This is a genomic window from Streptomyces sp. NPDC056144 (assembly GCF_042264145.1).
In the GTDB taxonomy this organism is placed as follows: Bacteria; Actinomycetota; Actinomycetes; order Streptomycetales; family Streptomycetaceae; genus Streptomyces.
This window is the reverse complement of sequence record NZ_JBHJVF010000006.1, coordinates 79,434-98,212: the sequence shown is the minus strand read 5'-3', so window position 1 is coordinate 98,212 and position 18,779 is coordinate 79,434. Positions and strand designations below refer to the sequence as shown.

Sequence of the window (18,779 nt, the reverse complement as noted above, 5' to 3'; positions counted from 1 at the left end):
ACCGATCCGACACCGTACGGCGAGCGTCACCGCCGTACGGTGTCGTCCGTCTTCAGCTCCTTCAGCGCCTCGTCGAACTCCTCCAGCTGGTCGGGGCAGTAGACCTTCAGGACGATCCGCTCGGCCTGGAGGGCCTTCGCGTCGGAGATCACGGGCCGCTGGCCGGGGCCCCCGGCGCCGTTGGACTGCTGGATCTTCCACAGCGCCGTCTTGAGCGCGTTGCCCGGCTCCTCGCAGACCTGGCCGCCGTCCGTGCCGAGCAGCCGCTCGATCGTCTCGGTGTCCGGGGACGAGTAACCGGCCTTGACCAGCTCGTCCTGGAGCTGGGTGGCCTTGGCCTCGGTCTTGCTGTTCGTCCGCACGGCCGAGTACCGGATGAGGCCGGTGACGACGAGCCCGACGAGGAGCACGATCGCTCCCCAGTAGATCCACTTGTGCTGCATCGCGAAACGGGTGCTCATCGCGCTTCTCCTTCGCCCTCGGCGGCCTCGACGGACGCGGTGCCCTCGGCGGTGCGCCAGTCCGGCTTGCGGAACTTCAGGAACGCCCAGGGGATCAGCAGGCCCAGGATCACCAGTCCGCCGCCGACCACGACGACGTACTGCAGGACGCTGCTGCCGCCGAACTGCGAGGGCGGGATGAAGCCGATGGCCATGGCCGCGAGCGAGGCGAGCAGACCGACCGAGCAGAGCAGGCCGAGGGCGGGTGCCCGGTAGCCGCGCGGATGGTCGGGATGGGTCTTCCGCAGGCGCATGGCGGCGGCGAACATCAGCAGGTAGACGATCAGGTACACCTGCGTGGTGATGGTCGAGAAGATCCAGTAGACGCTCGACACGTTCGGGATCAGCGCGTACATCAGGGCGATGACCGAGGTCACGACGCCCTGGGTGACCAGGATGTTCTGCTGGATGCCGAACTTGTTGAGCTTCTGCAGGAACGGCGGCAGGTAGCCCTCGTGGCGGGAGATCTCCAGGAGGCCCTTCGACGGGCCGGCGAGCCAGGTCAGCATGCCGCCGAGGGAGGCGGAGATCAGCATGACGGCCGCGATCGGGGTCATCCAGCCGACGTTGAAGTACGAGAAGAAGGCGTCGAAGGCCTGCATGACACCGGCGGTCAGGCTGAGCTGGTCGGCGGGGACGACCCAGCTGATCGCGAGGGCGGGCAGGATGAAGATGAGCAGGACGAGGCCGACCGCCAGGAACATCGACTTCGGGTACTCCTTCGCCGGGTCCTTCAGCGAGGAGACGTGGACCGCGTTCATCTCCATGCCGGAGTACGACAGGAAGTTGTTGACGATCAGGACGAGGCTCGCGAGGCCCGTCCACTGCGGCAGCAGGTGGCTGCTGTCCATCGGCGCGGCGGAGGGGTTGCCCTGGCCGAGGAAGACCATGCCGAGGACGACGAGGATCGTGCCGGGCACGAGCGTGCCGATGATGAGGCCCCAGCTCGACAGGCCGGCGAGGGCCTTGGTGCCGCGCGAGGAGATCCAGACGCCGGTCCAGTACAGGACCATGATGACGATCGCCGTGTAGACGCCGTTCGAGGCGAGCGAGGGGTCGATGACGTACGCGATCGTCGACGCCACGAAGGCCAGCAGACTCGGGTAGTAGAAGATCGTCATCGCGAACTGGCACCAGACCGCGAGGAATCCGAGGGGCTTGGAGAGGCCCTCGGCGACCCAGCGGTAGACGCCGCCGCTCCAGCCGGAGGCGAGCTCGGCGGAGACCAGCGCGGTCGGCAGCAGGAAGACGATCGCGGGGATCAGGTAGAGGAAGACGCACGCCAGGCCGTAGACGGCCATGGTCGGCGCGGCCCGCAGGCTCGCCACCGACGCGGTGGTCATCAGGGCGAGCGTCACCCAGGTCATGGTGGTCGGCGCGGGCCGTGCGGCGGCCGCTCGTGGTCTGGGTACGTCTGCGGGGGTGTCGAGGCTGCTCATGGGCCCTCCCAGTGGTCGCACGAATCCCTTCAGGCTCGAACGGCCCAGGGAGGGCGGCAACCGCTGTCGGCCGTACGGGTTACGGCGCGCGCGGGTCACGGCCCGCGCGGCGTACGGATCGCGCGGGTTACGGCTCGCGCCGCGCACGGCCCGCGGGGGTCACGGCTCGCGCGGCGGGCGCCCGAAGGAGCGGCGGTACGTGCGCGGCGGCACACCCCGGCGGCGGACGAACTGGGCGCGCAGCACGGCGGCGCTGCCGAAGCCCACCGCGTGGGCGATCTCCTCGACGGGGAGGTCCGTGGTCTCCAGGAGCTCCTCGGCCCGGCCGAGACGCAGCCCGAGCAGCCAGGCGTGCGGGGTCGTGCCGGTGGAGGCGGCGAAGCGGCGGGCGAAGGACCGACGGCTCATCAGCGCCCTGCGGGCCAGCTCCGCCACGGGCAGCGGCCGGTCCAGGTGCTCCCGGGCCCAGGCCAGGACGTCGGCGAGCCGCTCGTCCTGGCTGTCCTCGGGGGCGGGCGTGACGAGGTACTGGGACTGCCCGCCGTCCCGGTGGGAGGGGAGGACCAGGTCGCGGGCGATGGCGTTGGCCGTGGCGGCGCCGTACTCGCGCCGCAGGAGGTGGAGGCACAGGTCGAAGCCGGCGGCGGCGCCCGCGCCGGTGACGACCGGGCCCTCGTCCACGTACAGCGCGTCGGGGTCGACGGTGACGGCCGGGTGGCGCTCGGCGAGGAGCCCGGCGAACCGCCAGTGCGTGGTGGCGCGGCGGCCGTCGAGGAGCCCCGCGGAGGCGAGCGCGAAGGCGCCGACGCAGTGGGCGGCGACGAGCGCCCCGCGCGCGTGGGCGGCGGTCAGCGCGTCGAGGACGGCGGGGGCCGGAGGCGTACGGAAGTGGGCCCAGGGGAGGGCGATGACGAGATCGGCGGCGGCCAGCCGGTCGAGGCCGTGCTCGACGACGAGGGGGAGCCCGACGTCGGTCCTGACCCGGCCGGGCCGGTCCGTGCAGAGCGCGAAGTCGAAGCGGGGCAGGTCGGGGCCCCGGGCGTCGAACACCTCGGAGACGATCCCGGCGCCGAGCATGCCGACGCCGGCGGGCGCGTAGGCGGCGACGGTGACGAAGGGCGGAGTCATGAGGAGGCAGTGTGGCACTTTTCCTGCGATGGGTGGCAGAGCGGCCACTCGTGAAGGGCGGTGCGGGACAGAAGACTTGAGCCCATGAACGAGACGAGCAGCACCCTCGCCCCCGTGACCGACGCCCCCGTGACCGGCGCCTCCGCGACCGACGCCCCCCGGGGCCGTACCGCCGCCTTCACGATCCTGACCACCGGATACACGCTCTCCACCGGGCCCGGCGTCGCCGCCACCGTCTCGTACGTGCACGACGGCGACCGGCACGTGATCGTCGACCCGGGCATGGTCGCCGGCCGCGACCGCATCCTCGGCCCGCTGGCCGCGCTCGGCCTCGGCCCGGACGACATCACCGACGTCGTCCTCAGCCACCACCACCCGGACAACACCATGAACGTCGGCCTCTTCGGCCGCGCCCGCGTCCACGACCACAAGGCGATCTACGAGAACGACCAGTGGACCGACCGCGACGCCGAGGGCCACGAGCTCACCCCGTCGCTCCGCCTGATCCGCACCCCCGGACACAGCCGCGAGGACATCACCCTCCTCGCCGGTACGGCCACGGGTGTCGTCGCGTTCGTCGGCGACCTGTGGTGGCGGCCGAACGGCCCCGTCGAGGACCCGGTCGCCCCCGACCACGCGGTCCTGCGCGGCTCCCGGCTGCGGGTGCTCGCCGCGGCGGACGTGATCGTCCCGGGCCACGGCCCGGCGTTCCCGGCGGACGCGACCGCGCCGCACTAGCCGTACCGGGGCAGGAACGGTTCCGCGCATGCCGAAGGCCCCGGGGACAGGACCCGGGGCCTTCGGCGGTCACGCGCCGGAGAGGGGGCGCTACTTGGCCGGTGGCTGCTCGGAGCCCGGCTGCTGCGTACCCAACTGCTCGTGGAGCTTCTCCTGGGCCGTATCGACCTGGCTCTTGTACTTGTCACCGGTCTTGGCGTCGACGGCGTCGCCCGCCTTCTCGATGCCCTGGCCGACGGTGTCCTCGTGGCCCTTGATCATGCCCTTGAGCTTGTCGAGCATGGACATAGACGTCCTCCTCACGAAATGCCGACGTTCCCAGCATCACGGGGATACGGGGTTCCCGCATCCGGAGGAGCGGATTGTCGTCTTCCTACAGGTGTCCCCGCAGTCCCTCCACGTGCGCAGTCCCTACATGTGCGGGACGCCGTAGTACTTCGCGAACTGCTCCAGGTAGGTCGGGTCGCGCGGCTCCCGCCCGCGTTCGAACTCGGGCGCGTCCTTGATCTGCGCCTTCGTGCGGTCGACGCGTACGGTCCCGGCCTCGCGGTCGACGCTCCGTACGGTGCTCGCGGGCAGCAGGACGTGCTTTCCGAAGATCCACACGCCGGTGTCGACGACGAGGTAGCCGGCTCCGGCCTCGTCGGTGTGCTCGTCGACCTTCCCGATGTCGCCGTCGGTCGCCGCGACGGTGAACCCGACGAGGTCGGTGCCGGTCTCGTAGCCGGAATCGGCGCGGTAGCCCCAGATCTCACGAGGGGTGTCGTGGTGCATCATGGCAGCTCACCTCAGCCCTCTGCTCACCTCAGCCCTCTACCGGGCGGCTGCCCGCCCCGCGCTCAGGCAAACGCGGTGAGCCCGACGGCCCGCCCGTCCTCGGCCCAGGCGACCTGGAGGATCCGGGCCACGGCGTCCCGGTTGACGGGTCCGAAGAGGTGGGGGAAGAGGACGTCGTCCGCGACCCCCGGCGGCGGGGTCGGCGCCGCCGCCTCGAACTCCAGCCGGGCCGTCAGCCGTTCCTCGTCGAGGACGAGGGCGAGCAGGGGCCGTTCGGTCTCCCGGTAGAAGGCGTTGACGACGGCCAGGGTCGTGGCCTCGTCGGGGGAGCAGTGCACGAAGCCCTCCTCGGCGAGGGAGGCGGGAGCGTACGGGCGGTCGGGGGCGGCGTTCCACTCGGCCGGGGTCACGACGTGATAGATCATGCGCCAGTTTCGCATGGGGGTGCGAAAAGATCCGGAATAGTCTGAATTACGGACTAACGCAACTATCGTCCCGGTGTGGCGAAGGGGTGATGATCAATTTCGCCCTTAATGTCCGAGAGGTCACTGTCGAACTCTCTGGACGGGACTGATCCATGCCCCGACACCGGCCCCCACGTGGCCGTGCCCGACTGGCCGTCGGAATCGCCACCGCGCTCAGCCTGCTCTGCGCCGCCCCGGCACCCGCCGTGGTGGCCGCCGCCGGCGACGTTCCCCGGAGCGCGGTCGGCATCACGAAGACCAACGACACGGGGGGCAAGCCGCTCAAGCCCGGTGACGAGTTCATCTACACCCTGAACGGCCAGTGCTCGGGACTGACGGTCGACTGTGTGCACTTCACCGTCACCGACACCCTCCCGGCGGGGCTCGACGTGACCAGCCTCCCCAAGAGCACGACCACCCGCGACGTCACGTACGACGAGGCCACCCGCAAGCTGGTGATCGTCTACAAGCAGGCCCTCCAGAACCCCACCGGCGAGACCGGTCTGAGGGCTGGTCAGGCGGGCACGGTGGAGGTCGGGATGCGCGTCCCGGCCGACACCGACATGAAGGACGGCACGACCGTCACCAACACCGCCCGGGTCTCCGCCGACAACGCCGACCCGAAGACCTCGTCCACGGACGTCACGATCACCATCCCGCTCGTCGTCAAGCCGGTCGCGACGAAGACCTGGGAGGACGGCTCGGCCGTCGCGGGCACGGACGAGACGTCGACGGTCACCCTGAACGTACGCAACCAGTCCTCGTCATCGGCCGAGGTCACCGAGCTGTCGGTCACGGACGACAGCGCCGAGACCTTCGAGTACTTCGACTTCACCACCGCCACCGTGACCCGCTTCCCGGCCGGAGCCGACGAGGCCCACCTCGTGGTCACCACGGAGGACGGCACCACCCGCACCGGCGGCTCGATCAGCGCGCCCGGCAAGCTGCCGCTGCCCGCCGGGGTCGAGCCCGACGAGGTGGTCGGCGTCGAGGTCGTCTTCACCAACAGCAACGGTGATCCGCTCCCGTACGACGCGACGGGCGGGACCGTCGAGGTCGGGCTCAGGCTGCGCGACACCAAGCGGTCGGACGGCTCGCCCCTCCGCCCCACGGACAAGATCGTCGTGAACAACTGTGCCGTGCCGTCGGCCGAGGAGGCCACGAAGGGCACGGTCGCCGGGGCGCAGGCCTGCGACACGTACGACATCCTGCCGGACATCCTCGTGCTCACCGGCACCAAGAAGTACATCCCCGACACCGACGGGGACTTCGCGCAGGAGACCGGCGAACACGCCGTGCTCGGCGAGAACTCGCCGGTCAGCACGCTCGTCGACGTCACGAACGGCTCGCCGTTCCCGGTGAAGTCGATCACGGTCACGGAGCCGGACGCGACGGCGACCAGCGAGTTCAGCAAGCTGGACGTGGACCAGGTGCGGCTGCGCTTCCCGAAGGGCGCGACGAAGGCCGAGCTGACCGTCACGTACGCCGACGGGACCAGCACCACGAAGACGTACACCGAGAACACCACCGTCGACGTGGCGAAGGCCGGGACGACCGTCACCAAGGTCGAGGTCGTCTACACGGGCGTCGACGCGGACGGCAACCCGACCATCGAGCCGGGCGCCGACGCGGGCCTCGACCTGCACGGCACCCTCACCGGTGACGTCACCGCCGACGACCTGCCCACCGGCTCCAGCCCCGGCGTCTCCAACTGCGCCGGTTTCGCGGGCGACGCGGGACGCACGGACGGCAGCGGTACGGCCTCCGGCACCGCCTGCGCGACCCTGCCGATCGAGGCCCCGAACACCTCCGGCCAGGGCGAGAAGACCGTCGACCAGACGAACGTGCCGCCGGGCCAGCCCATCGGCATGCACCTGACGGTCACCAACAACGGCAACAAGCCGCTGGTGAACCCGGTCCTCACCGACCCCTCGGCGGGCCCCGACGGCAAGCCGGCCGGCGAGAGCCCCTTCGACGTCCTCCGGATCGACTCCGCGAGCGTCCGCCCGTCCTCCGCGCCGGTCACCCTCGAACTGTGGGACCCGGCCGCCGGCACGGGCGACTGGGTCGCCTACGACGCGAACGACACCGACCTCCTCCACCGGGCGAAGGGCATCCGCGCCCTCTACGACGGCAACATGCCCCCGCAGTCCAGCTTCACCGTCGACCTCGTCACCGAACGGCGCGAAGGCGTCGACAACGGCGTCGAGTTCAGCAACTGCTACTCGATCACGGCGGGCGGCGACTACGTCCCCGGCGGCAACGTCTGCTCCCCGGGCATGAGCACCGGCCCGGCCTCCGACTCGGCCTCGCTCAACAAGTCGATCAGCCCCGGCGAGCTCCCCGAGTACGTCCCCGGCCTGCCCCGCCAGACCGCCGACACCACCCTCACTATCCGCAACACCGGCAACATGTCGGCGAAGTACCTCGAAGTCACCGACCAGGACACCGACTTCTTCGACGCCGTCGACCTCACCGCGATCAAGTCGAACCAGATGCCGGCGGGCGCGGACCGGGTGACACTCGACGCGTACGTGAACGGGGCCTGGGTCGCCGGATCGCCCGCGACCTCCGCCGCGCTGCCCTCCGGGGTCGACCCGGCCGCGGTCACCGGCCTGCGCGTCACCTACTCCTCGACCAGCGCCTTCAACGACGGCTACACGATCACCCCGTGCACCAAGACGGCCTGCGACGGTGTGCTCGTCTTCACCGTCAGCCCGCGCCCCGCCCTGCGGAGCAACGGACAGCCGGTCCCGGCCCATCTGGAGGACACGGCGAGCGGCCGCTTCCTCACCAAGGTCGAGGACGAGGACAAGCCCAAGGACATCGCGCCGGTCGACGCGACCCTGAACCTGGTCAAGGGCGACCCGGTCCTCGCGGTGAGCAAGGCGCCGAACACGGCGATCGCCCCCGGCGAGGACGCGCCCTTCTACCTGAAGGTCACCAACACCGGGACGGCGAACATCCCGAACCTCCTGGTCAAGGACGCCCTGCCGCCCGGCATCGCGTTCCTCGACTCCTTCCAGGGCGACAACGGACAGCCGTACAAGGTCATCGACACGCAGGTCCCCGACGGCACCCCGCCCGTCCCCACCCCGGTCTTCGAGCAGACCACCGACGGATCCCGGATCGCGGGCCTCAGCTGGGACTTCTCGAAGGACGCCGACGGCAAGGCCTGGGTGCTCGCGCCCGGCGCCACCCTCACCATCGAGATCCACGTCAGCCTGGAAGCCGGCATCAACGCCGGTGACGTCGCCACCAACACCATGGGCGCGACCTCCTCCGACAAGGACATGACCTGCGACGGCCCGTCGCAGGCGGACGGGGCGACCTTCGGCTCCGGCCTGTACTGCGTCGCCTCCGCGACGCTGACGGCCAAGTCCGGCGCCTCGTTCTCCGCCCGCAAGTGGGTCTCCGGCCGTGACGAGCTGGGCTGGTTCGACCAGCGCGGCGGCACGGTCGTCCCCGTCGGCGACCCCTCCTGCCTCTCGGCGAAGGACGCCACCGGCCGCCAGTACACCACCACCCCGTGCGTCGCCCTGGTCAACCCGGGCGACCGGTACCACTACCTGATGCGCATCCAGAACTCCGGAACCGAGAACGGCACGGCCATGCGCGTCGTCGACCGCTTCCCGGTCCAGGGCGACAAGGGCGTCATCCTCGACGTCAGCCGGGGCACGGCCTGGGACAAGCGCCCCACCCTCGCCTCGCGCCCCGAGCTGACCGGACCGGGCACGATGACCGTCTCGTACGAGAACGACGAACCGCTCTGCACCGACGACCTCGGCATGGGCGGCGCGGGCTCGAACGCGGCGGTGTGCGCCGCCGGCACCTGGGACGACACCTTCGGCCCGAAGGCCGTCGGCACCCGCCTCGACCTCGCGTTCCCGACCCCGCTCCCCCCGGGCGGCACGGTCGACGTCACCTACGCGATGGACACCCCGCTGGACGTCGCCCACAACGGCGACCCGACCATCGCGTGGAACTCGTACGCCCACAACGAGACGACGGACCGCGCCGGTTCGCCGCGCGTGCTCCAGGCGAACGAACCCATCCAGGTGGGCGTGGCCCTGGCCTACGGCGGCCTGAAGCTGACGAAGGCGCTCGGCGACCACCCGTCCGCCCTCACCCCCGGCCTCTCCAAGGCCCCGTTCCCCTTCCACGTCACCTGCGTCATCAAGCCGCAGGGCCGCCCCGAGCGGACGGTCCTCGACGCGGACTACAAGGTCTCCGTGGACAAGCCCGTGACGATCGACTCGATCCCGGCGGGCGCGGAGTGCGAGGTCTGGGAGGAGAACGCGCGGGGCGGCAGCGCGAACCACCCCGAGAACGACCCCCTCACCGTCACGATCAAGCCGGGCCTGGTGGACCCCTCCGTCCAGACGGCCGAGATCACCAACACGTACGTCTTCGGTGAGCTGAAGCTCGTCAAGACGGTGGACGGTGACGCCGCCGCGTACGCCGACGGCCGCACCTTCACGGTGGACGTCTCCTGCGCGCTGCCGACGGCGTCGGGCGAGCCGGGCGACCTGGTCCTCCACAAGGAGTACGAGGTGACCGCCGACGAACCGGTGACGATCAAGCCCCTCCCGGTCAACACCCTTTGCTGGGCGGAGGAGACCGACACGGGCGGCGCGGCGGAGACGGTCGTCGACCACGGCACCGCCGACAACCCGGTGGTGATCACCGCCTCCGGCTCCGACACGGCGACCATCACCGTCACGAACACCTTCCCGGCCGGCCTGGTCGAGGTCACCAAGCACGTCGTGAACGGCGGCGCGGGCCCGTACGCCTTCACCCTCGCCTGCACGACCGACCAGGGCGCGGTCCCGCTCGCGGCGGAGGACGCGGCCTTCAGCCTCTCCGACGGCGAGACCCGCGAGGTCTCCGTCCCGGACGGCGCCACGTGCACGGTGACGGAGACGGACGTTCCGGACGGTGACACGGTCACGTACAAGGCGTCCGACGGACGCACGGACGGCGAGGTCACGGTGGACGGAAAGGCGACGGTCGACGTGACGAACACCTTCGCGACGCCGCCGACGCCGACCCCGACGCCGACGGATCCGACCCCGACGCCCACGCCGACGGATCCGACGCCGACACCCACGCCGACCGACCCGACCCCCACGGGGCCGACCCCCACCCCCTCCACGAGTACGGGCCCGCCCCCGGCGCCCGGCCCGAAGGAGGACGGAGGCAGCCTCTCCGACACGGGCACGGGCCCGTGGACGCTCCTCGCGGGGCTCCTGGCGGCCCTGGCCCTGACCCTCGGCTTCGTCGCCCGCAGGGCGACGCGCCGCCGCAACGGCTGATCAGTCAGGCAGGAAACGAGTGAAGGCCCAGGTCGTCCCCGACCTGGGCCTTCACCCTTTCCTCAGACGTCTCCCAGGAACTCCCGGAGTACGCGTCCCAGGACGTCCGGGCGCTCCAGATGGACGTCATGCCCCGTCCCGGGAACGCTCAGGGCCCGGGTCCCGGGCCGCCGCCCGAGCATCTCGTCGACCTCCGCGGGCGGGAGGAAGCCGGTCTGGCCGAGGACGGCCAGGGTGGGGCAGGCGACCGCCTCCCACTCGTCCCAGAAGGACCGCTGGGCGTTCTCGGTCAGCGACTCGACCATCACGTCGTTGTCGAAGCGCGGCCACCAGCCGCCGTCGCGCTCCTCCAGACCGGCCGCCCACCCCTCGCCGACGGGTCCGCCGCCGAGGAACTCGACGGCGGCCTCGCGGGAGGGGAACGGCCGGGGCCAGGAGTCGAACCAGCCGCCGATCCGCTCCTGGCTCTCGGGGGTAGACCCGCCGGGCCCGGCCTCCACGAGCACGAGCGCGCGGAAGAGCTCCGGGTGCGCGGAGGCGGCGAGCATGGCGGTGTGCCCGCCCATGGACTGCCCGACCAGGACGGGGTTCCGGAGCCCGAGCCGTTCGCGTACGGCGACGACGTCCGCGACGTACGCGGCCCGCGAGACGTCCGCCGGGCGCCGCTCGCTCGCGCCGTGACCCCGCTGGTCCACGGCGACGACCCGGTGGCGGGCGCTCAACTCCGCGGCGATGACGTCCCATTCACCGACGTGCCCGGCGAGCCCGTGCAGCAGGACGACATCGGGTCCGGAACCGTCCGAGCCGCCCGAGCCGCCCGGGGCGCCCCAGTCGCGGCAGGAGAGGCGGACGCCGTCGCGGACGACCGTGAGTTCCGACCAGGTCATGCGGGGTCCTTACGGTAGGTAGAGAGGGTGATCATCAGAACATCTGATCGGGAAACGCGGAGAGAGGGAGGGGAATTGGCGGACGAACGCGAGGTCGTCACCTGGCGCGACGCGAGGTGGGAGATCGTCGGATGCTGGGTGGTCTGCGCCGTCGGCGGAGTGCTGGTCGCCCTCTTCGACTTCTCGACGAGCCTGATCGCCTACCTGGCGGTGGGCCTGCTCGCGGAGTGGTTCCGGCCGCGCCGCGACTGGCCGGCGGGCGTGCTCGCCGCGTGCGCGGGGGCCGGGGTCCTCTTCCCCGCCCTGGACACCCTCCGGCCGGTGACGCCCCGCGCCCTCGCGGACGGCCTGGCGATCGCCCTCGGCGCCACCACGGGCGTCCTCGTGTTCACGCTGGTGGGACGGGCGAGGACGGCGCGCGGGCGGGCCCGGTAGCGGCCGGTCGCGTCCTCCCGCCGCTCACGGGTGCGGCTTCTCGCCCTTCGCCAGCATCGACACGAACTGCGCGATGCGACGGGCCCGGGTCTCGGGCCTCTTGGCGTCCTGGACGCGGTACAGGATCGCGTACCGGTTCGGGCGGTCGAGGGTCTCGAAGAAGGCGGCCGCCGCCGGGTCGGCGGCCAGGGCGGCGGCGAGGTCCTCCGGGACGGTGGCGGTCCGCGGGCTGTCGTAGGCGGCGTCCCAGCGGCCGTCGGCCTTCGCGCGGTCGATCTCGGCCTGGCCGGACGGACGCATCCGGCCCTGGGCGGTCAGGGCGGCCACCTTGTCCCGGTTGATCTTCGACCACCGGCTGCGCGGCCTGCGCGGAGTGAACCGCTGGAGCCACCACTCGTCGTCGGCCTTCGCCTTCTGCCCGTCGATCCACCCGTGACAGAGCGCCACGTCGACCGCCTCCGCATAGGTCAGCGCGACGACTCCGGGCGCCTTCTTCCGCAGCTTGAGCCAGATCCCCGCCGACTCGGCGTGGTGCTCCCCGAGCCACGCCTCGAACTCCTCGGCGGACGCGAACACGACGATCTCCAGGTCCTGAGCCATTCCGCCAGCGAATCACAGGCGACCTCCGGCGACAACACAGCGCCACCGGTCCCCCTATCGAGGGAATCCACAGCAGGCGTTCACCCCTGGGGGTGCTCGCCACTACCTGTCCAAGATGCGCATCTGGGACGTTGACCCGGAAATGCCGCGCTGCCGCGGCGACGGATGCGAGGAGCGGGGAGAGCCGTGTACGAGTGGCTGCGGGAAACGCTGGTGAACAGGCTCGGGCTGCCGGCGGACGCCGTGCGTGCCGAGGCGACGCCGGAGGAGGCGGGCCTCGACTCCCTGTCCGTGACCGAACTCTCCATGGTCGCGCAGGAGGAGTGGGGCGTCGTGGTCCACGAGGACGACCTCGCCGCGTGCGCGACGGTCGGGGCGATGGCGACGCTGCTCGAAGAGCACCAGCAGCGGACCGCCGCCCGGTGACGGCCGCGCGGAACGGCGGGACGCCGGCGGCCGTCCTGTGCGGCCTCGGCGCGTGGCTGCCGCCCCTGGTGGTGCCCAACACCGAGGTCGCGGAGCGGTTGGGCGTGACCGACGACTGGATCCAGAAGCGCACGGGCGTCCGCAGCCGGCGCCGCGTGGAACCGGGGACGGCGACCGTCGACATGGCCGTGGAGGCGGGGGCGCGCGCCCTGAAGTCCCAGGGGCACGGGCAGGTCGACGCCGTTCTGCTGGCGACGTCGACGCCCGACCGGCTGATCCCCTCGTGCGCACCCGAGATCGCCTCCCGCCTCGGGCTGTCCGGTGTGGCCGCCCTCGACCTCGGCGCGGCGTGTGCCGGGTTCGTGTACGCGCTGTCGGTGGCCGCGGGCTTCATCGCCGGCGGAACGGCGGAACGGGTCCTCGTGATCGGGGCGGACACCATGTCCGCCGTCACCGACCCCATGGACCGGACGACTGCCGCGATCTTCGGAGACGGCGCGGGAGCGGCCGTTCTGCGGGCGGGCCGCGCCGACGAGCCGGGAGCTCTCGGGCCCTTCGTCCTGGGCAGCGACGGCGACGGCGCGGGTCTGCTGGGCACGCCGCGGGGAGGCTCCCGCACCGGCTACGACTACACCGCCGACGAACCGCGCCCTTACGTGCGCATGGACGGACGGCAGGTGTTCCGGAACGCGGTCGAGCGGATGGGCGCGGCGATCGGCGAGGCCGCCGACAGGACCGGCTGGGACCTCCCCGCCGTCGACCGCGTCGCGATCCACCAGGCGAACGCGCGCATCTGCCAGGCGCTGTCGACCCGACTCGCCGTGCCGGGAGAACGCTGGCTCGCGAACATCGACCACGTGGCCAACACCTCCGCGGCCTCGGTGCCGCTGCTGCTCGACCACTCGGTGCGGGACGGTTCTCTCGCGCCCGGTGCCCGCCTGGTGATCGCGGCGTTCGGCGCCGGCCTGACCTGGGGGGCCACCACCGTCGTCTGGCCCGAACTGACGCCGGGCGAATGAGAGGACGGCCATGACGGAGGGGACGGACATGACCGGGGCGGCCGTCGCCTATCCGGCGCTCGATCGGACGATCCGCGAGATGGAGGAGTCGGTCCACTACCTCCACATCGGCGCGGCCATGGAGATGCAGGGGCCGCCTCCTGGTGTGGAGACGGTGCTGGACCACGTACGACGGCGTCTTCCCCTGCTGCCGCCGCTGGTCGGCTGCGCCGACCATCTCGCCGACCACGTGCGTCGGCTCCCCGTGCCGGGCTGTCGTTCCGGTGACTGGTCACGGGCGTACGACGCCCTGGTCAACGCACCGGCGCCCGCATGCGCCCAACGGCCGTGGGAGGTGCTGCTGGTCGCCGACGAGGACGGGGACAGGAACGGATATCTCCTCTGCTACCGCGCTCACCACGCTCTCCACGACGGTGTCAGTCTGATGAGGCTGGTCCGTCTGCTGTTCGCCCGCACCGAACCCGTACCCGCCATGAACGTTTCGCCGCCGCAGCGCGACAAGGAACCTCCGGCCTTCGGCGCGCGTGTCACCGGCCGCCTCCACACCGCCGCAGCAACCCGTCGTCTGCTCGTACGGGCACCTCGACGGCCTCTGCTGCCGGGGCCGCCCGAGAACCGACGGGTGGTCACTTCGGCCGTGGTGCCCGTCGGGCGCCTGCGCGCGGCGGCACGGTCGCTGGGGTGCTCGGTCCTGGACCTGCACCTCGCCGCCCTGACCGGGGTCGCGGAGGCGGCCGACCCCACGGGCTGGACGGCGGAGGGCAGACGGACCCGCGGCATCGTCCTCCCCGTGTCCCTGGAACAGACCGGGGTGACCCCCTACACCGGAAACCGCTTCGCCCTGGCCCTGGTCGACCTCCCTTGGGACCGGAGCGATCTCCGCGAACGGGCCAGGATCGTCGCCGACCGCACGAGGCCGCTGAAGGATCCCGGGGTCCGCTGGGCCATGGGAAAGGCGATGGGGCAGCTCGGCGTCACCGGTGTCCGCAGGCTCTCGGGGCAGGTGTTCGCGCGTGCCGGTCTGCAGACCACCGTCCTGGGCTTCACCGCCGACATCGGCTTCGCCGGCCGCCGCGCCGCCCGCTTCACCAATCTGCACTGCCTCCCGGCCCCCTTCCCGTACCAGCCGACGCTCGTCCTGTGGCGCGACGAGGCCGTCTGCACCTTCACGGCGGACACCGCGCTGCCCGCCGCCGAGAAGCTGGCCGACCTGTGGCTCCAGGCCGTCGACGTCCTCGCCCCGACCGGGCCTTCCCCCTCGTGACGCCATGACGCACCGACCGCCGCACCTCACCTACCGCACCGTGCGCGCCGCCATGCGCCTCGTCGCCCGCACCCACTGCCCGGTGACCGTCACGGGTGCCGAGCACATCCCGGCCACCGGGCCCGTACTCCTGGCGGGGAACCACCTCGCCGTCTGCGACACCCTGTTCCTCTACGCCGCCGTCCCCCGCAGGGTCGTCATCCTCGGAAAGGAGGAGTACTTCACCCGCCCCGGCGTCGGAGGACGGCTGCTGGCGCAGTACTACCGCCGTCTCGGGGTGCTGCCCGTGGACCGGTACGGCGGGTCGGCAGCCGCGCGGGCCGTCCTGGACACCGGCCGTGGGGTCCTGGACGACGACGGGCTCCTCGCGCTCTACCCCGAGGGCACGCGCTCACCCGACGGCAGGCTCTACCGAGGCCGGCCGGGAGCCGCCGCGCTCGCCCTCATCAGCGGCGCCCCCCTCGTTCCCTTCGGCATCACCGGCACCGACCGCGTGCAGCCCATCGGCACCACCCGGCTGCGCCGCCACCCCGTCCGGATCAGGTTCGGGCCGCCGCTCGCCACCCGGGCCCACGACCACGAGCGCCGCGCCGACGGCTTCCCGACCACCGCGGCACTGCGGGAGACGACGCTCCGTCTCATGCACCGCATCGCCGACCTGTCCGGGCAGGAGCTCGTCGACCTGCCGGCCCCTCGCAAGGCGCCCCCGGCCTGGAGCTCACCCCACCAGGAGAGCTGACTCGGTCCGTTCCCCGACCTCCACCCCGGCCCACGAGCGCACCCGCCAGCCGTCGGCCGGCGTGCCCTCCACGACGACGACACCCGTGTTGGGCACCTCGTTCTCCAGGGCGAACCCGATGCAGACGTTGTCCGTCCGGGCCGCCGCCCAGATCCTGATCGCCGTGCCGTGCGTCACCAGCGCGGCGACGGAGGCCCCGCAGCCCGCCGCCTCGGCCATCACCGCGTCGAACCGGCCGAGGAAGTCCCTCCCGTCGGACGCCCCCGGCATCGGAACGTCGGGACGCCCGCACGCCCACGCCGAGGCGACCGCCGCGTACCGGCTGACGTCGTCCCCCGACGTACTCAGCTCCCAGGCACCCGCCTCCAGCTCCCGGAGACCCTCACGTACGACTGACGGCAGCCCGAGTGCCGCGGACAGCGGCTCCGCCGTCTGACGGGCCCGCGTGAGCGGCGAGACGAACACCGCCCCGATCGGCTCCTCCCGCAGGACGCCGACCAGCTCCTCGGCCTGCCGGTGCCCGACCTCCGTCAAGGGCGATCCGGGGGCCGCCGTGTCGAGGGCGGCCGCCAGGTTCGCGGCCGTCTGGCCGTGACGGATCAGCAAGAGACGCATGTGCCCTCCCAAGGCAACCGGCCACCACGAGGCCGCTCACCTCCTCAACGGCACCACAGGCTCTCGGACACCGCCTTTCATTCCGTGTACGGCAGCCAGGCGTTGGCGCCCTCCTCGTACCAGTAGTCGTGGCCGGCGTTCAGGGCGACCGTGCGGAACGGGCGGCCGTGGTCGTCGATGCGGGTGGTGCCCTTGCGGCCGCCGCTGCTCCAGGCCAGCTCCAGGTACCAGCTGACGTCCCGGCCGAGGGTGGAGGCGTCGACGTTCAGCACCTGGGGGTCGGTGGTGGAGACCTTGTACGGGAAGTCGGTCGTGGGCGTCGGACGCTCGCCCTCCTTCCCGGGTACGGGCCTGGCCCTCGGCGAGGCGTCGTCCAGGTTCACGGCGAAGGAGGCGGGCACCAGCGTGCCGCCGCAACCCGCGCCCATGGTGTACGCGTTCCAGGCGGGAGCCTTGCGGCCGCTCACGACATGGACGTACAGCGCGTGCAGGACCGTGGCCTTGCTCTCGGTGCCCTGGACGGTCAGCTGCATGCGCAGGTGACCCGCCGGGGCGGCGCCCAGGGCCCGGGCCCACCCCTCGGTCGCCTGCCCGGCGGGGGGCGGGGGGACCGTGCCGGGCGCCTTGTCCAGGGCGAACCACTGGTCGCAGGGGGTGTCCCAGTTGTCGGGCAGGACGGTGACCGTGAACGGGGCGGCGGGGGAGGCCCCCGCCTTGGCGGTGGCCGGCGAGGCGGACGCGGACGTCACCGAGGGGACGGCTCCGTGGCTCGTGGCCCCGGGACCCCTGTCGCCCATGGCGGAGACGGCGGCGGCGGCCCCCGCCACGGCGGCGGTGGCCACGGTGGCCGCGACAGCGAGCAGCAGCCGACGGCGCCGGGTCGTGGGTACGGAGGCGTCCCGGACGGCGCCCGGCTGGACGAGGACGTCGGGGGAGTCCGCGAGCACCGCCGACACCGGCGCGGGTTCGGGCCCGGGGCCGGGTTCGGTCTCCGCCGCCGCGGGCGCAGACGTGGGCGCCGCCGCGGGCACCCCGTCCGGCACCCCGTCCGGCACCCCCTCCGGCACCCCCTGCCGCCGCTCCACCAGCGCCAGCAGCCACTGCTGATGCAGCGCGAGCAGCTCGTCGGCCGAGGCACCGCAGACCCGCGCGAACCGCTCCACCGGGGCGTAGTCCGTGGGCACCGCCGCGCCGCTGCAATAGCGGTGCAGCGTCGAGTTGCTGGAGTGCAGCCGCTTCGCGAGCGTGCCGTAGCTGCGCCCCGAGCGCTCCTTGAACCCGCGCATCAGCCGCGCGAACCGTTCCGTCTCCGTCTCGGTGGCCATTCCACCCTCCCCCTCATCCCGCAAGCACGTTCCAGGGTCGCCCGTTCCCCCTGGTGAGAGGGGTCGGGAGCGTTCCAGGGTTCCAACTATCCCGGTAGGGACGCCACTGGGACGAAACCGCCCCCACAGTTGCGTCATCACCGACCGGAACAGCAGCTCCGGTCCGACGACACCGCACCGATACGGAGAACTCCCATGCGCACCTACCGACTCCGCACCACCGCCCTGGCCGCCGTCACCGCCGGCCTCGCTCTGGCCCTGACCGCCTGCGGCGGCGGCTCGGACAACGCCGGCGGGCCGGCCGCGAACCCCGCCCCGGCCAAGAGCGCGGACCAGCAGGCCGCGACCGAGACGGCGAAGCCGTCCGAGGAGCCCACCGCGGCCGCCCCGTCCGCAGAGTCCGCCTCCACCGCCCCGACCACCGCCCCGACCACGGAAACGGCCACGGCATCCCGAGCCGCCACGACCACCGCCACCCCGGCGAAGGCCCGTACGAGCGGCAAGAGCAAGGCGGCGGACACGACCGGCGACTCCTACGCCTACAACCACCCCTGCTCGGCGCGCGACCTGACCGTCAGGGTCACCTCCCCGACGGGCGCTCCGGCCACCGTCCGCGTCATCACCGTGACCAACAACGGTTCCACCTCCTGCGGACTGGACTACTTCCCCACCGTCGGTTTCAGCGCCAAGGGCAGCGCGCTCGGCCTCCAGGCCACGGCCCCCGGCGGACTGGGCGGCGCCCCGGCGTACCCGGTGCGCCCCGGCGCCACCGCCTACGCGGCCGTGAACCTCAACCCGTCGGGCGGCAAGGGCCCGGTGGCCGACGAGGTCAACGTCCTCGCCGACCAGCGTCACATGCCGAACGCGGACGGCGTCAGCCTCCGCCTGACCAAGCCGGGCACCGTCGCCCACCCGAAGGTCGGCCTGTACCGCACCAACACCCGCGACGCGCTGCGCGCCTTCTGAGCGCGGTTCCGGGAGAGTCCCGGGGCTCCTCCCGCAGGCGCGTCGACCGCCTAGGTGTGCGTTTCGGACCGCTCCGAAGGGCACGGCTGGGGCGCGGTCGGTCGAGTTGCGCGGACGACGATCGAGGTTGCCGGCCAGGTGC

The 18,779-nt window shown here is 72.4% G+C and carries 18 protein-coding genes; 8 read left to right on the top strand and 10 right to left on the bottom strand.

Annotation, left to right across the window (positions count from 1 at the left end):
- Window positions 1-26: 26 nt before the first annotated feature.
- The 3 genes from ACFC0Z_RS19790 to ACFC0Z_RS19780 all read right to left on the bottom strand — a co-directional run bounded on the left by ACFC0Z_RS19790 (window position 27) and on the right by ACFC0Z_RS19780 (window position 3,067).
- Window positions 27-461, bottom strand: a complete 435-nt coding sequence (locus tag ACFC0Z_RS19790) for a hypothetical protein (RefSeq protein ID WP_376439420.1) — start codon at window positions 459-461, stop codon at window positions 27-29.
- On the bottom strand, window positions 458-1,939 hold the full coding sequence (locus ACFC0Z_RS19785; protein ID WP_376439418.1) for an APC family permease: 1,482 nt from the start codon (window positions 1,937-1,939) through the stop codon (window positions 458-460). Before ACFC0Z_RS19785 ends, ACFC0Z_RS19790 begins: the two co-directional genes overlap by 4 nt.
- Before the next feature lie 159 nt (window positions 1,940-2,098).
- Entirely contained in the window at window positions 2,099-3,067 is a 969-nt protein-coding gene (locus ACFC0Z_RS19780; protein ID WP_376439415.1) for a GlxA family transcriptional regulator, read from the bottom strand.
- Between the two features lie 84 nt (window positions 3,068-3,151).
- Between ACFC0Z_RS19780 and ACFC0Z_RS19775 the strand changes: the two genes are divergently transcribed.
- Window positions 3,152-3,805 carry an MBL fold metallo-hydrolase gene (locus tag ACFC0Z_RS19775; protein WP_376439412.1) on the top strand — a complete coding sequence of 218 codons (654 nt, stop codon included), beginning with the start codon at window positions 3,152-3,154 and terminating at the stop codon, window positions 3,803-3,805.
- 90 nt (window positions 3,806-3,895) lie between these two features.
- Here the strand turns inward: ACFC0Z_RS19775 and ACFC0Z_RS19770 are convergent, their stop codons facing one another.
- The 3 genes from ACFC0Z_RS19770 to ACFC0Z_RS19760 all read right to left on the bottom strand — a co-directional run bounded on the left by ACFC0Z_RS19770 (window position 3,896) and on the right by ACFC0Z_RS19760 (window position 5,007).
- On the bottom strand, window positions 3,896-4,093 hold the full coding sequence (locus ACFC0Z_RS19770; protein WP_376439409.1) for an antitoxin: 198 nt from the start codon (window positions 4,091-4,093) through the stop codon (window positions 3,896-3,898).
- Window positions 4,094-4,216: 123 nt separating this feature from the next.
- Window positions 4,217-4,582 (bottom strand): PRC-barrel domain-containing protein, encoded by a 366-nt coding sequence (locus ACFC0Z_RS19765; RefSeq protein WP_376439406.1) that lies wholly within the window; start codon window positions 4,580-4,582, stop codon window positions 4,217-4,219.
- Between the two features lie 62 nt (window positions 4,583-4,644).
- Window positions 4,645-5,007, bottom strand: a complete 363-nt coding sequence (locus ACFC0Z_RS19760; RefSeq protein WP_376439403.1) for a DUF952 domain-containing protein — start codon at window positions 5,005-5,007, stop codon at window positions 4,645-4,647.
- 152 nt (window positions 5,008-5,159) lie between these two features.
- On the opposite strand from ACFC0Z_RS19760, the gene ACFC0Z_RS19755 reads away from it, so the two are divergent.
- The gene (locus tag ACFC0Z_RS19755; RefSeq protein ID WP_376439400.1) at window positions 5,160-10,361 is read left to right on the top strand and encodes a DUF5979 domain-containing protein; all 5,202 of its coding nucleotides are present in this window, start codon (window positions 5,160-5,162) and stop codon (window positions 10,359-10,361) included.
- A 62-nt stretch (window positions 10,362-10,423) separates the two neighbouring features.
- Here ACFC0Z_RS19755 and ACFC0Z_RS19750 read toward each other — a convergent pair whose 3' ends face one another.
- Window positions 10,424-11,248 (bottom strand): alpha/beta fold hydrolase, encoded by an 825-nt coding sequence (locus ACFC0Z_RS19750; RefSeq protein WP_376439398.1) that lies wholly within the window; start codon window positions 11,246-11,248, stop codon window positions 10,424-10,426.
- Between the two features lie 75 nt (window positions 11,249-11,323).
- Here ACFC0Z_RS19750 and ACFC0Z_RS19745 point away from each other — a divergent pair, with 75 nt between their 5' ends.
- Window positions 11,324-11,683, top strand: coding sequence for a hypothetical protein (locus tag ACFC0Z_RS19745; protein WP_376439396.1), 360 nt, complete (start codon window positions 11,324-11,326; stop codon window positions 11,681-11,683).
- Between the two features lie 24 nt (window positions 11,684-11,707).
- Here the strand turns inward: ACFC0Z_RS19745 and ACFC0Z_RS19740 are convergent, their stop codons facing one another.
- On the bottom strand, window positions 11,708-12,283 hold the full coding sequence (locus ACFC0Z_RS19740; protein ID WP_376439393.1) for a YdeI family protein: 576 nt from the start codon (window positions 12,281-12,283) through the stop codon (window positions 11,708-11,710).
- 186 nt (window positions 12,284-12,469) lie between these two features.
- Between ACFC0Z_RS19740 and ACFC0Z_RS19735 the strand changes: the two genes are divergently transcribed.
- Genes ACFC0Z_RS19735 through ACFC0Z_RS19720 form a run of 4 tightly spaced genes read left to right on the top strand, consistent with a single transcriptional unit; the run spans window position 12,470 to window position 15,731 of the window.
- The gene (locus tag ACFC0Z_RS19735) at window positions 12,470-12,709 is read left to right on the top strand and encodes an acyl carrier protein (protein WP_376439391.1); all 240 of its coding nucleotides are present in this window, start codon (window positions 12,470-12,472) and stop codon (window positions 12,707-12,709) included.
- Window positions 12,706-13,728, top strand: coding sequence for a beta-ketoacyl-ACP synthase III (locus tag ACFC0Z_RS19730; RefSeq protein ID WP_376439388.1), 1,023 nt, complete (start codon window positions 12,706-12,708; stop codon window positions 13,726-13,728). Before ACFC0Z_RS19735 ends, ACFC0Z_RS19730 begins: the two co-directional genes overlap by 4 nt.
- A 10-nt stretch (window positions 13,729-13,738) precedes the next feature.
- On the top strand, window positions 13,739-14,992 hold the full coding sequence (locus ACFC0Z_RS19725; RefSeq protein ID WP_376439385.1) for a hypothetical protein: 1,254 nt from the start codon (window positions 13,739-13,741) through the stop codon (window positions 14,990-14,992).
- A 4-nt stretch (window positions 14,993-14,996) separates the two neighbouring features.
- A complete protein-coding gene (locus tag ACFC0Z_RS19720) occupies window positions 14,997-15,731 on the top strand; it encodes a lysophospholipid acyltransferase family protein (RefSeq protein WP_376439382.1) in 735 nt (244 codons plus the stop codon).
- On the opposite strand, the gene ACFC0Z_RS19715 is transcribed toward ACFC0Z_RS19720, so the two are convergent.
- On the bottom strand, window positions 15,711-16,346 hold the full coding sequence (locus tag ACFC0Z_RS19715; protein WP_376439379.1) for a histidine phosphatase family protein: 636 nt from the start codon (window positions 16,344-16,346) through the stop codon (window positions 15,711-15,713). The genes ACFC0Z_RS19720 and ACFC0Z_RS19715 overlap by 21 nt on opposite strands.
- A gap of 77 nt (window positions 16,347-16,423) precedes the next feature.
- Window positions 16,424-17,671, bottom strand: a complete 1,248-nt coding sequence (locus ACFC0Z_RS19710) for a helix-turn-helix domain-containing protein (protein WP_376439376.1) — start codon at window positions 17,669-17,671, stop codon at window positions 16,424-16,426.
- Window positions 17,672-17,866: 195 nt separating this feature from the next.
- Between ACFC0Z_RS19710 and ACFC0Z_RS19705 the strand changes: the two genes are divergently transcribed.
- Complete coding sequence (locus ACFC0Z_RS19705) at window positions 17,867-18,637, top strand: DUF4232 domain-containing protein (RefSeq protein ID WP_376439373.1); 771 nt, start codon at window positions 17,867-17,869, stop codon at window positions 18,635-18,637.
- Window positions 18,638-18,779 lie beyond the last annotated feature (142 nt).

What these genes read in the sequence shown, in the direction of transcription:
- ACFC0Z_RS19790 (WP_376439420.1), bottom strand. Translation starts at nt 461, where the DNA reads ATGAGCACCCGTTTCGCGATGCAGCACAAGTGGATCTACTGGGGAGCG.
- ACFC0Z_RS19785 (WP_376439418.1), bottom strand. Translation starts at nt 1,939, where the DNA reads ATGAGCAGCCTCGACACCCCCGCAGACGTACCCAGACCACGAGCGGCC.
- ACFC0Z_RS19780 (WP_376439415.1), bottom strand. Translation starts at nt 3,067, where the DNA reads ATGACTCCGCCCTTCGTCACCGTCGCCGCCTACGCGCCCGCCGGCGTC.
- ACFC0Z_RS19775 (WP_376439412.1), top strand. Translation starts at nt 3,152, where the DNA reads ATGAACGAGACGAGCAGCACCCTCGCCCCCGTGACCGACGCCCCCGTG.
- ACFC0Z_RS19770 (WP_376439409.1), bottom strand. Translation starts at nt 4,093, where the DNA reads ATGTCCATGCTCGACAAGCTCAAGGGCATGATCAAGGGCCACGAGGAC.
- ACFC0Z_RS19765 (WP_376439406.1), bottom strand. Translation starts at nt 4,582, where the DNA reads ATGATGCACCACGACACCCCTCGTGAGATCTGGGGCTACCGCGCCGAT.
- ACFC0Z_RS19760 (WP_376439403.1), bottom strand. Translation starts at nt 5,007, where the DNA reads ATGATCTATCACGTCGTGACCCCGGCCGAGTGGAACGCCGCCCCCGAC.
- ACFC0Z_RS19755 (WP_376439400.1), top strand. Translation starts at nt 5,160, where the DNA reads ATGCCCCGACACCGGCCCCCACGTGGCCGTGCCCGACTGGCCGTCGGA.
- ACFC0Z_RS19750 (WP_376439398.1), bottom strand. Translation starts at nt 11,248, where the DNA reads ATGACCTGGTCGGAACTCACGGTCGTCCGCGACGGCGTCCGCCTCTCC.
- ACFC0Z_RS19740 (WP_376439393.1), bottom strand. Translation starts at nt 12,283, where the DNA reads ATGGCTCAGGACCTGGAGATCGTCGTGTTCGCGTCCGCCGAGGAGTTC.
- ACFC0Z_RS19725 (WP_376439385.1), top strand. Translation starts at nt 13,739, where the DNA reads ATGACGGAGGGGACGGACATGACCGGGGCGGCCGTCGCCTATCCGGCG.
- ACFC0Z_RS19720 (WP_376439382.1), top strand. Translation starts at nt 14,997, where the DNA reads ATGACGCACCGACCGCCGCACCTCACCTACCGCACCGTGCGCGCCGCC.
- ACFC0Z_RS19715 (WP_376439379.1), bottom strand. Translation starts at nt 16,346, where the DNA reads ATGCGTCTCTTGCTGATCCGTCACGGCCAGACGGCCGCGAACCTGGCG.
- ACFC0Z_RS19710 (WP_376439376.1), bottom strand. Translation starts at nt 17,671, where the DNA reads ATGGCCACCGAGACGGAGACGGAACGGTTCGCGCGGCTGATGCGCGGG.
- ACFC0Z_RS19705 (WP_376439373.1), top strand. Translation starts at nt 17,867, where the DNA reads ATGCGCACCTACCGACTCCGCACCACCGCCCTGGCCGCCGTCACCGCC.